Source organism: Streptococcus sp. SPS1 (assembly GCF_030439915.1).
Classification (GTDB): domain Bacteria; phylum Bacillota; class Bacilli; order Lactobacillales; family Streptococcaceae; genus Streptococcus.
Genome location: NZ_JAQFJG010000001.1, coordinates 95,043 through 108,297 on the forward strand (window position 1 = coordinate 95,043; position 13,255 = coordinate 108,297).

Consider the following 13,255-nt stretch of genomic DNA (forward strand, 5'->3'; position numbering starts at 1 on the left):
ATCTATTATACTAGATTTTTACGATTTTATCAAAAGAATGGAGCGAGAATGTGATATAATACTAGAGACCATTTTACAATACAAGAAAGAAAGTACAATGAAAAATATAAAAGTTAATGCACTGGCTAGCTTACTAGTCAATGTTCTCAATATCGTTTTTCCGCTGATAACCAATCCTTATCTGACTCGGATTCTCAGCAAATCCAACTACGGTTATTTCAATACCGCCAATACCTGGGCTAGCTTTGTCATTCCTTTAGCCGCCTTCGGAATCTACAACTACGGAATTCGAGCTATCAGTAAGGTCAAGGATGATAAGAATAAAATCAACTATGTTTTCTCTAAATTATTCTATATCTCCATTATTACATCTGTTCTAACAACCAGTATCTATTTCCTATTTATTTATCTGGATAATAGTATTGAAAATTTGAAAGAACTCTACTACATACTTGGTGTCCAGGCTCTCTTCCAATTCCTTTATATCGAATGGATGAACGAAGCTTATGAAAACTATGCCTTCATCCTTTACAAGACATTGATTATTCGGATTGCCATGCTGGTTGCTATCTTTACCTTTGTTAAAACTGCAGATGATATCATTCCTTATGCCATCGTCATGAGTGCGACAACTATCCTCAACTACCTGCTCAGTTTTCTTTGGATCAAGAGAGAAGTTTCCTTTGTCAAAATTGGTTTCATGGAATTAATCAAAGCATCTAAACCACTCTTGACCATGTTGCTTCTAGCTAATGCCAATATGCTCTACACCTTACTTGATAGAATGTTTATCACCAAAGGGCCTGATGAAAACTATATTTCTTATTATACCATTGCTTTCAGCATCGTTATGTTGATTGCCAGTGTCCTGAGTGGAGCTATCAACGTCAGTATTCCACGTCTCGGCTACTATCTCGGTAAGAAAGACTACGAATCTTATAAAAATCTTCTGAACCAAGGAGCTGCCCTCTTTTATTTCCTTATCATTCCAACCAGTATTGGGATTATGGTATTAGGAAACTACGCAGCAGTTATCTACTCTTCTGAAAAATACCTTGAAGCTGGTATTGTGACTAGTGTCTTCGCCTTTCGAACTATCATTTGGGCTATTGAGTTGATTCTCGGTAAACAAATTATCTTCATCAACGACCACGAAAATCGTTTAACAGCCTTTTACTTTATTGGTGGCGGCGCTAATATCCTACTCAACAGCCTCTTGTATTTCAATAATATTTTTGCACCAGAGTATTACATTGCTACTACTATTATTGCAGAAACTGTAGTTGTTCTACTGGAAATTTACTTTATCAAGAAACATCATCTGCTTGACTTAAAAGAAATCTTTACTACTTTAACACGCTATACTATTGTATCGCTCGGATTCATTCCGATCTATTTTGCCTTTAAATTCCTTTTCCAAATCAACTCTTACATAGTCAACCTCAATATGATACTCATGGTTCTCTCGACTGTTGCAACCTGTGGAATCTACTATCTCTTGGTACTTTTTATCACAAAAGATAAAACATTCCATTATGCACTCAATCTTGCTCTTGCTAAGATTAAAAGAAATTGAAAAAATCACCTACCTATCTAAAACAAGGAATATTCCAGTAGATAGGTAGGTGATTTATTTTATCGAATTATCAAATCAAAGCAACTTGCTCATAAATTAATCAATCCAGTAATTTTTATCAGTTCCTGGATTTTGATTTTCAATAGGTGGAGGAGTCATATAGTCTTCACCAAACTCGTAAACCAAAATCTCATGGAATTTTCTAGGAACCTTCACAAGAATATTCTCATATGACATTTCAATTGTATCGTATAACCACTCTTTCTTAATTCCACTTGGATAGTAAGAGTCATAGGTAGTACATGCAAGATCTGTAGCCTGCTCAACATCATATTGCAAAGCTAACCTCTCCAATTTTTCATTCCATTTCTGTGGAGAAGTCAATCTGAAAATTGTAGATGCAAAATAACGTGGTAAATTTTTGACACCTCCATTATCTATTTTGACTCCTTTAAAATTCAGAGACGAAAGTCGAATAAATTGTTTATAAAGCCTCATCTTTTTTCTATCACGTTCATCTGTAACAACCCCATCGTATGGGAAAATATCAACACAAGTACCTAGAACAACCGACTTATCTAAAAGATTAGCATCTCTTCTTGTCCTCACATCATAAACTCTCATATATGTATAAGGGTAGCCTTTTGTTTCTCTATATGAAATTAATCTATAATAGGGATGTTTTTCATTCTTTAATATCTCATAGAGCTTTTCAAATTCATCTCGAGCCAAAGAAATATCGGTATCATCATCCCAAGGAATAAAACCTTTATGGCGTACAGCTCCTAGTAAGGTCCCAAAATCAATAAAATACTTGATTTCATGCTCCTCACACAGTTCATGCAAATAGTTTAAAATATCTAATTCAATTTGTTTAATTTCTTCAAGAGTCAAAATTTTCTCTGACATCTATTATTCACTCCTAATCTTTTTACATCGAGTTAATGGCTTCTTCATTTCAATAACATCACTGAGATACCTTAATAATTTTCCACAATTGAAAATCATGATGAGAGAACCTTAGCTCAACTGGTGGTAGTTGCATGTAGTCTCCGTAGTCTGAGGTCAGAATTTCATGATAGTTTTTTGGAATCATAAATTCCTTACCTTCGAATACACCCGTAATAGTTTGTTTCAACCACTCTCGCTTCCAGACTGGTTTATGCATATCTTTATAAATAAGATAGTCAACCAACTCGTAATCATCTACTTTTCTAGATTGAGCAAGCTCATCAATGCCTCTAATATACTTATTCGTATTTGTGAAATAGAAGATAATGACTGATATATAGCGAATTAAAGAATTTAATAGACTTTTAGTATTGGTAATCCCTTTAAATGTATAACAGCTTAATTGACGTTTTTTTATAAGTCTCGTCATTTTAGCTTTAAAAACCGAGTCATCCTCATATCCATCTACAGGGAAAATATCTACATAAATCCCCATATTGGAATCAATTCGAACATCTTCTTCTAATAAATAAGTTTGATTATCCTGAACTTTCATAAAGGGATAGACATAGTTGAGATTATTTTTATAAGACATCACTTCGTAACGTTCGTCAGGGTTAGCAATAAGGTAGTCTTGCAACTTCTCATAGTCTTCACGCAACATACAGATATCCATGTCATCATCCCAAGGAATAAAACCTTTATGACGAACAGCACCGATAAGACTGCCATAAGCTAGGAAATATTTGACACCAATTTTCTGACAAGTTTCATGAATGTATTCCATGATTCCTAGTTCCATCTGTTGAATCTCTCTAATATCAGTTACTTCCTGATAACGAATACCTTCATCACGTTTGCAAACAACTAATCCATAACCAATAATCAACCAAAAGATAATATTGATAAAGTTAGTTGAATACATAATCTGACTTTCAAATAATTGACCGAACAAGATGCCAAAGAAAAGAATCATAATCAACTTTTCAGAATTCTTTTTAGAAACAATCAAATAAGTCAAAAAGCGCTTAATTATATATCCTAGTAGAAGCAGAAAGGATACTAAACCTAAAATTCCAGAACTAACAAATATCGTTACCAAAATGTTATGGAAATTTCCACCAATAAGAGAATTTTGAATTTCGAATTTACTGAAATATTTTGTGTAATAATCTGGAACATTCCGTACCCCATAACCAAAAATTGGTTTCGCACTTCCCATTTTTATAGCATTTTTCCAAATATAAGTTCTACCACTAGGTGTTGTTTCTATTAGATGAAGTTCACCTGTTTGTTTTATAACTGAAGAATCCGTTTCTGAATAAGATTGTCCTTTATTTAAGTCTAATACAGTCGCTTTCCCCGAAGATATGTAAATAGAAGTTGCATAACTCAATCCGATGTTAGCAGTAGAAACAAGTAAAGCAGTAACAATAAAAGTAAGAAATCGCTTAGCTAACTTGCCCCTGTTAATAAAGAAACTATAAAACCCAATCATTAACACTAAAGATAATAAAGCACCCCTACTTTGCATGGTTGCGAAGTAAACTAATTGAATCACATTATTCAGTTTAAGATAGACAGAATATTTACTTCCTTTATGAATCAAATACATAGCCAAAACAATGCTAATATATGAAAAAATTGCACTAGCATTGGGATTGACAATTCCCCACAAACGCCCATTCATAACACCATAGTAATAAGATTGCTGTCCAATTTTAAATAGGATAAGTACTTTACTTACTAATAATGTAAATGCAAAAATAGCAGAAGAAAAAGAAATAATTTGAATAGTGTAAGAAATCCAATCAAATAATTTCTTTAATTGACCTGATTCTAACATGGTAAATAATAAAATATAGGTTACCATAAAGAGAATCTCGATCACATTTCCAATCAAATGTCCAGAGCGATTGAAAATAGCCGATAACAGATGACTTCCTGCTAATAGACCAAATAAGGATAGAAATTTACGATCTACTGTGATTTTTTTCCACTTAAACAATAACGTATAGCAAATATAAAACAATACAATTGCTGATAATCCCTTATAAAGAGGATTGGCTATCTTATAAACTAGTGAACTCATACTTAAAATCGAAATAAAAACAAACAGATATGAAACCCATAGCTTTGATTTTTCAAAGTATTCATTCATTATTGGAAAATTCATTTTCAACTCCTTCTCATAATATTAGTTTCTTAATCCAACAATTTTTTTATATATCCATGGAGAAAAGACAAGTGACAGGACAGCGATCTTACGAAATGTGGTGAAATAAGTATCCTTCCATATTTCGTGTCGATGCTGAATAATCCAAGTCCTTAGTTCGACTTTCTCCTTTTGATACTGCTCAGATGAAGTAAATATGATTTTATCGTAGACTGTGATATATGACCAACATTCTCTATTTTTTAATTCATATTTTAAATTAGGAAATGCTTGTGATACTTGAGCAATAATGTTCTTATAAACTTCTATCGTATCAAATACATACCAATTAACAGATGTTGTTGCACTTCCCTCACGATGATCATAATAATAAATTGGTTTGTCAATAAATACGCTACTGCATCTTGTCTTTAGTAGCAATTCAGTTAAAAATAAGGCATCTTCAGCTAGATGGTAGTCTGTATTAAATTTCTCATCTACCAGCAGGTCTCTCTTAAATAGTTTTGCGACTGGAAAGAATGATGTCTTAGTGGTCATCAGTAATTCTTTCATGGTTTTTTCTGTTGACCAAAGTTCTTTTCTACCAGAATACGGGGGGAAATCTGTCTCTATTCCATTTTTGATATGGTGTAGAGGAGCAATCACAAAACCTACATGTTCTCCCTCAACTGCACTAGCTAAAGTAGCTAGGTAATCCTGGGTAACGAAATCATCGCTATCAATAAAGGTGATCCAAGCACCTGTCGCTAGCTGAATTCCAACATTTCTGGCATTAGAAACACCAGCATTTTCGATATGGTAAACCTTGATATTTTCATACTGATATGCTAAATGATCACAGATTTTTCCACTGGAATCAGTAGATCCATCATTTATTAGGATTAGTTCAAAATTAGTATAAGTCTGATGAAGAATTGACTCCACACATCGCTCCAGGTAGGCCTCTACATTGTAGACTGGAACGATAACGCTAATTTTTTCACCCATCATGCTCCATATTCTCCCTTGTATTCTGTATAAGACTTATCCATATCAGCGATGACAGCATCATGATGCGGTACTTGCTTGTCTGCTGATGGTGGCGTCATATAATCGCCAAAAGCAGTGCTGAGATAGGCATCATAGCCAACTGGAATAGGCAGCTCTGTCCCTTCAAATGGTAGGAAAAGATTGTCTTCAAAGGATGCGATTGGGTACTTGTTTCTCATATAGCCAGGACCTGAGCATAATTCTGTGATGCCATCGCTCTCAGCAAAATCATACTTAGTCATTTCTTTCTCAGCTTTTTTCCAAATGCGATAACGGAGAGATTTTGGAGTCACACCCAGTAAAATACGACTCCCCCATTTCATAAGTGCACCATGCTTTTCTGGAATAGTTTGGGCACAAAAGAGTGAATAAATCAAGGCCCAGCGAACCTGTTTCTTCCGCTCAGCTGGATTTGTAGGATAATAATCCAGAGGCAACACATCCAAGGCCAGACCATGTGGTAAATTCAAATCCTGCTGGTAAGGTTTGATACAGGTGGTTTCCTTGTCACGAATGGTAATAAAAAGATTGCGGTCTACAAAATCCTTGTTACTCTTTGACAAGAAATAACGTTCATCTGCATAACGAGGCCATAATTCTGCTAATTTCTCATAATCTTTACGAGGCATAAAAAAGTCTAGGTCGTCATCCCAAGGAATAAAACCCTTGTTTCGAAGGGCACCAATAGCACCTCCCCCACAGAGATAACAAAGCAAATCATGTTCTTTACAAAAGCCCACAAAATATTCAGCCATCTCCAGACTACGAGCCTGAATTGCTTTTAAATCAGTCATATTATTCATTATTCTTTCTATCGTATCGTTTCATTATACCACAAATAGGGGGTGAAAATCTATTGCAGACTGTAAAAAATCAAAGCCTGACTGCTAGATAAATAGCCTTCAAGCTTTGATTTTTCTGTCTTATCTTATCTCAAACCCATCTGAGACAATTTATTCTGATATTTGTTTTGATCGACCAGCAAACCCAAGCCTCCATAAACATCATAGGCATCTACCCAGTCACCAAGTTCTGGAATCGTCAGCTTTTCAATACCATTTTTTGCTCCATCCAAAACAGATAAACCGTTTGTTAGGAGGAAAGTATAGGGTGCATTGGTTGAGGTCATAGCAAAAACCTTTCCAAGAGCTTCAGAACCAGTGAAAAGTTTAGTAGGATCTTTAATTTGCTCTAAAATTGCTGTTAAAACTTGTTGCTGTCTTTTTGTACGGCCGTAATCCGCCTCATCGTCATCACGGAAACGAGCATAATTGAGCAGGGTCGAGCCATTCATCTGCTGTTTTCCGACTTTGATGGTTTGGGTTGGAGACTCAGTCTCAGTAGCGTGTAAATCATCTCCGACTGTAGCTTCTGTTAGTGGACGCCCATTCAATGTTGAAAATTGAGCATCAATTGTCACCCCATCAGGGAAAAGTGTGTCAATCGCTGTAGCAAAGGCCTGAAAATCGACCAAGGCATAGTACTTAATGTCCAAGTCAAAATTATCTTTCAAGACTTGGCGAACCATTTCTGCCCCTTTTTGCCCCTCTTGTTCTCCTAACTCGTAGGCTACGTTTAACTTGTTATCCGTCTGTTTTCTACCGTTAATCACTTGACTGTAACCGTCTATATAAACCAAATTGTCACGCATGAAACTGACTAGCTTCATTTTCTTATCTGAGCCGCCAACATTTAATACCATAATAGAGTCCGTCCGCGTCTCAGCACTGTTTTGGCCGATTCGACCATCCGTCCCCATGATCAAAATATTAACCCCGTCTCTAGTGTCCTGACCATTAAAGACTTGAACCTGTGCTGCCTTAGCATCAGCAGTTTTCTTTGCACTAGCATCTTGATAACCACGTAAAAACATGAATACCATGGCTAAAGCCACACAGACTAGAAGAGAGAAAATCACCATAAAAATGCGTTTAAGACGGAGCTTCCGTCTTTTCTTTTTGGGAGGAGCAGAGTGTGCTTGTGATTTGGATTGTGAGCGACTCCGGTTCGCATAGCTTGGTAAGTCAACCTGCTCTTCTCTTTCTTGTTCCAAGCTGGAACTACTATTTACCCTAGCAAGAGTTAGCTTTTCTTGCAAATAGGCAAACTCATTTTTTTCTCTCTCATTGAGATAGTGAATATTTTTTAGCAAATAATCATAACGTAATTTTTCATGATGACTGAGAGGATTTTCTTTACTCATCTTCTCTCCTTTCCATGGTCTGATATTGGATAAATAGGATAGGCACCCAGAACCTTATACTGGATTCCGATGGCTTCTAATTCTTTTTGGGCAAAGTGGACCAGGCCCTTATCAGCATAGTCCACATCGATAATGAAAAAGTATTCGCCTAGCGCTGTCTTGAGTGGACGACTTTCAATTTTTGTTAAGTCAATTCCTCGCCAAGCAAAGGTCGACAGTGCCTTATAAAGTGCACCTGGAAGGTTGTCAGGTAAGGTCAAGGCCAAAGTCATTTTCTCAGTTTGTGCTTGCAAGGGAATACTAGGCTTTTTAGCTCCTAAAACCCAAAAACGTGTGAAATTGGCTTCCATTTCCTGAATATCCTCAGCAATCAGTTCTAAACCATATTCCTCAGCAGAACTTCTAGGAGCAATGGCCGCAAAGGGCTGGTCTGGATGTTCGGAAATAAAGCGGGCCGCATAAGCTGTACTAGCAGTCACCTCAATTTGAGCCTCTGGATACTGTTCATCGATAAATTTCTTTCCTTGAGCCAAGGCCTGTGGATGAGAAAAAATCTTTTCAATCTTAGTGTGACCCGGAACCACCATCAACTGCTGATGAATGGGCTGAACAATTTCTGCAACTGCTTGAATGCGAGCCTGATGAAAAAGGTAGTCCAAGGTTTCATGAACACTACCCTCAATAGAATTTTCAACTGGCACCACAGAATAGTCCACCAAGCCTTGCTCATAGGCCTTGATGACATCTGTAATATTGGCAAAGGCCTGCAATTCCTCATGAGGAAAAGCTGTCTGCACAACGTGGTGTGAAAATGATCCCTTGGGACCTAGATAAGCAATTTTCATCTCAGTTCCTCTATAATTTCCTCTGGGCTTAGCTTGGTCACATCCAAAACCCGACTAGACACTTCCTCATACCAAGCCTGTCTTTCTTGGAAAATAGCTGCTAATTCTTCCTTGCTATTATTTAGAAAAAGCGGACGCTGATTGTCCTTATCAGCTGCGATACGTTGGTAGAGGGTTTCAAAATCTGCTTTCAGGTAGATGTTATCTGTATTAGTCTTGAGTAAGTCACGATTTCGCTGAGAAATAACCACTCCCCCACCAGTTGACACAATTTGGTCTCTTTGTAGTAAATCAGCTAGAACTTCTGACTCTACCTGTCGAAAGGCCACTTCTCCCTTTTCAGCGAAAAATTCCGCAATGGACATACCTAGGTGTTTCTCAATCAGGGCATCCATATCAAGGTAGTCTGGGTCTAAACCTCTTGCAATAGTCGATTTGCCAGCTCCCATAAATCCTAGTAATACCTTAGCCATGAATCAAGCTCTCCAAATCATCAAAAAAGCTAGGATAGCTGGTATTGATAGCCTCAGCACGGTCAAGCGCCACTTCTCCATCTGCAACCAAGAGGGCCGCGATAGCCGTCATCATGCCGATACGATGGTCTCCAAAAGTATTGACTCTAGCACCGTGAAGGGCTGATTTTCCTTTGATAATCATTCCATCTGCTGTAGGTGTGATATCTGCACCCATGCTATTTAAAGCGTCTGCCACAACCTGAATGCGGTCTGTTTCCTTAACCTTAAGTTCCTCAGCATCCTTAATAACTGTTATACCTTGAGCTTGGGTCGCAAGCAGGGCAATAATGGGCAATTCATCAATCAATCGTGGAATCAAAGCACCGCCAATCTCTGTTCCTTTCAAGTTAGAAGACTCAACAGTCAAGGTAGCAGATTTAGCGACTGGATCGATTTCAGTTATTTCCAATTTTCCACCCATGGCGCGAATGACATCAATAATACCGGTACGCGTTTCGTTGATCCCCACATTCTGCAGCACTAGACGAGAATTTGGAACAATCAAACCTGCGACTAACCAAAAGGCTGCACTGGAAATATCTCCTGGAACAACCACCTTTTGTCCTGTCAATTTTTGCGGTCCTTGGACTGTGATTTTCTTGCCCTCTACACTTAAATGGCCACCAAACTGTTGCAACATATCTTCAGTATGATTACGGGTGCATTCTTTTTCGATAATAACAGACTTCCCCTGAGCCTGCAAGGCTGAAAACATCAAGGCTGACTTGACTTGGGCAGAGGCAATTGGTAACTCATAATGAATAGGTTTTAGGTTTTTCGTCCCTTTTAAGTGAAGGGGAGGCAGGTCTCGTTCAGTTTGCCCTGAAATACTGACGCCCATTTTTTTCAGAGGAATCGTCACACGGTCCATAGGACGTTTGGAAAGACTATCGTCTCCGAACATTTCTACTTCGAAGTCTGCACCGGCAAGAACACCTGAAATCAGGCGAATCGAGGTACCAGAATTTCCCATATCAAGGGCATTTTGTGGAGTTTTCAAGCCGTCCATGCCGACACCTTGAATAGTAATAACCCCATCTTTGTCCTCAATCTCTACACCAAGGTCACGAAAAACCTGCATGGTCGAAAGAACGTCTTCACCTCGCAGAATATCATAAACCTTGGTCTCACCCTCAGCCAAACTTCCAAAGATAATGGAACGGTGACTGATAGACTTGTCACCTGGAACTCGGATACTGCCGTGTAAGTGGCGAATGTTTGTTTTTAGTTTCATACGGGACCTCATACTTGCAATACTTTTACCTATTTTATCATAAAAAGCCAGAAATTCCTTAAAAATTCCTGACTTTATGATAGTTATTTTCTTATTTTAGCAATTCTGAAACTGGTTCGAAAACAATTTTTTCAATGTCAGAAAGGTAAATGGCCAATTGTTGTTGCTTAGTAAAGAATTCTGATAAGAGGCTATTCCCTTGAATCTGCTTGCCAAAGCCTTCCATCTTCGCTTGAAAGGAAGCGTCTGGCATTTGACCTGTCTGTGCCAGTTTTTGAATTTCCTCTTGGAAAGCAAGATATTCTGTAAAGATTTTGCTTGCCTCAGCATCTGCTGCAATCGCATCTTTAGCTGCTTTAACAGCCTTGTATTCTGGTAATTCGCGTAGACCGCGACTGAGTTCATTTGCACTATCGTAAATATTTGACATGATTTTCTCCTTATTTGATGACGACTGTATAGTCGGTGTTTTTTGTTATGAGGTGCTCAGCTCGTTCCAAGTCTTGAGCATTTTTAAATGAAATTTGTAGAATCCCGTGAATATCTTCACGATTTTCCTCATTGATGTGAATATTAACCAAGGAAGTTCCACGTAGCAGTTCCAAAATCCGCAAGATGACATCTTCTTCATCGGGAACATCGATATAGAGGTCATAAGAGCTATCTACTCCACCACGCTTATGAATTTCCATAGCCTGACGTTGCTCACGTGCTTGATTGAAAAAGTTCCAAATCTGCTCCTCATCTCCCTTGCTGATGGCTTGCCCAATCGCTTCCAACCGTTCCTTGAAATCCGCAATTCGATTCAAAATAGTTTCACGATTAGATAAGAGAATGGAGGTCCACATACCTGGTTCGCTTTCCGCAATTCGGGTCATATCTCGAAAACCACCGGCCGCAAAACGCCTTGCCATCTCATGCTCTTGAGCATAGACCGCAGTCTGATCCATGAGACTGGAAGCCAGAATATGTGGAAAATGGCTAATCTGAGAAGTCACGCGATCATGCTCCTTGGCATCAATCTCGATAAAGCGCGCATGAAGTCCTGAAAGCAAATCCCTCATTTCCCCAAGCGTATCAGGACTTGTCAGACTCGAAGGAGTGAAGATATAGTAAGCATTTTCAAAGAGATTAACATCCGCAGAAGCTGCCCCTGTCTTGTGACTACCAGCCATGGGATGGGCCCCGACAAAGCGAACAGGTTTGCCAGCCAAATACTGCTCCGCCGCATCCACAATGGCTGACTTGGTCGAACCAGCATCTGAAATAATGACGCCCTCTTTTAAGTCTAAGTTGGCCAATTCCTTAATGAAAGCAATTGTTTGCTTGATTGGCAAGCTGAGGATAATAATATCTGCCAGAGGAGCAAAACTGGCAAAATCATCCGTTGCACGGTCAATCATGCCTTCTTTCAAGGCAATATCTCTCGAAGCTTGACTGCGATTATAACCTAAAATTTCATAATCTGGATGATCGCGTTTGATGCCAAGGGCCATAGAGGCTCCAATCAAACCAAGACCTGCGATATAGATTGTTTTTGCCATAGGAACTCCTTAATAGTTCTTTGTATAGTCTCGGTGTTTGGCTACCGCTTCTTTTAGTTCCTCAAGATTATCTGATGAGAATTTTTCGAGGATTTCTTGTACCAGAACCGTTGCCACAACTGCTTCCATGACTACACCTGCTGCTGGAAGAGCAGTCGGGTCACTTCTCTCAACGGTTGCCTTGTAAGGTTCGTGGGTTTCGATATCCACACTCATAAGTGGTTTGTAGAGAGTAGGAATGGGCTTCATAACTCCACGAACAACAATCGGTTGCCCATTGGTCATACCACCTTCAAAGCCACCTAAATTATTGGTGCGACGGGTATAGCCGTCTTCTTTAGACCAGAGAATTTCATCCATGACTTGGCTGCCTTTACGGTAACCAGCTTCAAAGCCAAGACCAAATTCTACTCCTTTAAAGGCATTGATAGAGACAACTGCCTGGGCCAATCGCGCATCCAATTTTCTGTCCCATTGGACATAGGAACCAAGACCAACTGGAACACCTCCAACGACTGTCTCCACAACCCCACCGATGGTATCACCGTCACGTTTGATTTGGTCAATATAATCCTTGATTTCCTGTTCTCTTTCTTGGTTGACAATAGAAGCTTCAGACTGGGCAGCTCTTTCCTTAATCTCAGCCACTGTCAGATTCTCAGGAACATCGATTTCCTTGCCACCAAAGACTACGACATGGTTGGCAATCTCCATATCCAGCTCAGCCAAGAGGCGTTTGGCTACTGCCCCAACTGCCACCCGCATGGTAGTTTCACGAGCTGATGAACGCTCCAAGGAATTTCGCAAATCATCAAAACGGTACTTGATACCCCCAACCAAGTCGGCATGACCTGGACGTGGATGAGTGATTTTTCGTTTGCTTTTAAGACGGTCTTCAATGTCCTCCGCAGACATGATGTCCAGCCATTTCTGGTGGTCCTTATTGATGACATCCATAGTAATAGGCGCCCCTGTCGTCTTCCCGTGGCGAACGCCCGAAGTAAAGATAACTTGGTCGCTCTCAATCTTCATACGACCACCGCGGCCGTAGCCACCCTGACGACGTTTAAGGTCTCCATTAATATCCTCAGCTGTCAAAGGTAGTCCAGCTGGAATTCCTTCAATGATAGCTGTCAGACGGGGACCGTGTGATTCTCCTGCAGTTAAATATCTCATACACTC

General features: G+C 39.0%; 12 protein-coding genes. 1 reads left to right on the forward strand and 11 read right to left on the reverse strand.

Features of this window, described 5'->3' with window-relative positions:
* Positions 1-97 precede the first annotated feature (97 nt).
* Positions 98-1,576 (forward strand): oligosaccharide flippase family protein, encoded by a 1,479-nt coding sequence (locus PCY12_RS00525; RefSeq protein WP_301351081.1) that lies wholly within the window; start codon positions 98-100, stop codon positions 1,574-1,576.
* A gap of 96 nt (positions 1,577-1,672) precedes the next feature.
* Here the strand turns inward: PCY12_RS00525 and PCY12_RS00530 are convergent, their stop codons facing one another.
* The 11 genes from PCY12_RS00530 to aroC all read right to left on the reverse strand — a co-directional run bounded on the left by PCY12_RS00530 (position 1,673) and on the right by aroC (position 13,249).
* Positions 1,673-2,485 carry a LicD family protein gene (locus PCY12_RS00530; RefSeq protein WP_301351082.1) on the reverse strand — a complete coding sequence of 271 codons (813 nt, stop codon included), beginning with the start codon at positions 2,483-2,485 and terminating at the stop codon, positions 1,673-1,675.
* A gap of 58 nt (positions 2,486-2,543) precedes the next feature.
* Entirely contained in the window at positions 2,544-4,703 is a 2,160-nt protein-coding gene (locus PCY12_RS00535; protein ID WP_301351083.1) for a LicD family protein, read from the reverse strand.
* Between the two features lie 21 nt (positions 4,704-4,724).
* Entirely contained in the window at positions 4,725-5,693 is a 969-nt protein-coding gene (locus PCY12_RS00540; protein ID WP_301351084.1) for a glycosyltransferase family 2 protein, read from the reverse strand.
* The gene (locus PCY12_RS00545; RefSeq protein WP_301351085.1) at positions 5,690-6,535 is read right to left on the reverse strand and encodes a phosphorylcholine transferase LicD; all 846 of its coding nucleotides are present in this window, start codon (positions 6,533-6,535) and stop codon (positions 5,690-5,692) included. The genes PCY12_RS00540 and PCY12_RS00545 overlap by 4 nt, the downstream gene beginning before the upstream one ends.
* A gap of 125 nt (positions 6,536-6,660) precedes the next feature.
* Complete coding sequence (gene psr / locus PCY12_RS00550) at positions 6,661-7,935, reverse strand: polyisoprenyl-teichoic acid--peptidoglycan teichoic acid transferase Psr (RefSeq protein WP_301351086.1); 1,275 nt, start codon at positions 7,933-7,935, stop codon at positions 6,661-6,663.
* Entirely contained in the window at positions 7,932-8,780 is an 849-nt protein-coding gene (pheA, locus tag PCY12_RS00555) for a prephenate dehydratase (protein ID WP_301351087.1), read from the reverse strand. The genes psr and pheA overlap by 4 nt, the downstream gene beginning before the upstream one ends.
* A complete protein-coding gene (locus tag PCY12_RS00560; RefSeq protein ID WP_301351088.1) occupies positions 8,777-9,253 on the reverse strand; it encodes a shikimate kinase in 477 nt (158 codons plus the stop codon). Before PCY12_RS00560 ends, pheA begins: the two co-directional genes overlap by 4 nt.
* Positions 9,246-10,529 (reverse strand): 3-phosphoshikimate 1-carboxyvinyltransferase, encoded by a 1,284-nt coding sequence (gene aroA / locus PCY12_RS00565; protein WP_301351089.1) that lies wholly within the window; start codon positions 10,527-10,529, stop codon positions 9,246-9,248. Before aroA ends, PCY12_RS00560 begins: the two co-directional genes overlap by 8 nt.
* 91 nt (positions 10,530-10,620) lie before the next feature.
* Positions 10,621-10,959 carry a YlbF/YmcA family competence regulator gene (locus PCY12_RS00570; protein WP_049512515.1) on the reverse strand — a complete coding sequence of 113 codons (339 nt, stop codon included), beginning with the start codon at positions 10,957-10,959 and terminating at the stop codon, positions 10,621-10,623.
* A gap of 10 nt (positions 10,960-10,969) precedes the next feature.
* Entirely contained in the window at positions 10,970-12,073 is a 1,104-nt protein-coding gene (locus PCY12_RS00575) for a prephenate dehydrogenase (protein WP_301351090.1), read from the reverse strand.
* 9 nt (positions 12,074-12,082) lie between these two features.
* Entirely contained in the window at positions 12,083-13,249 is a 1,167-nt protein-coding gene (aroC, locus tag PCY12_RS00580) for a chorismate synthase (protein WP_301351091.1), read from the reverse strand.
* Positions 13,250-13,255 lie beyond the last annotated feature (6 nt).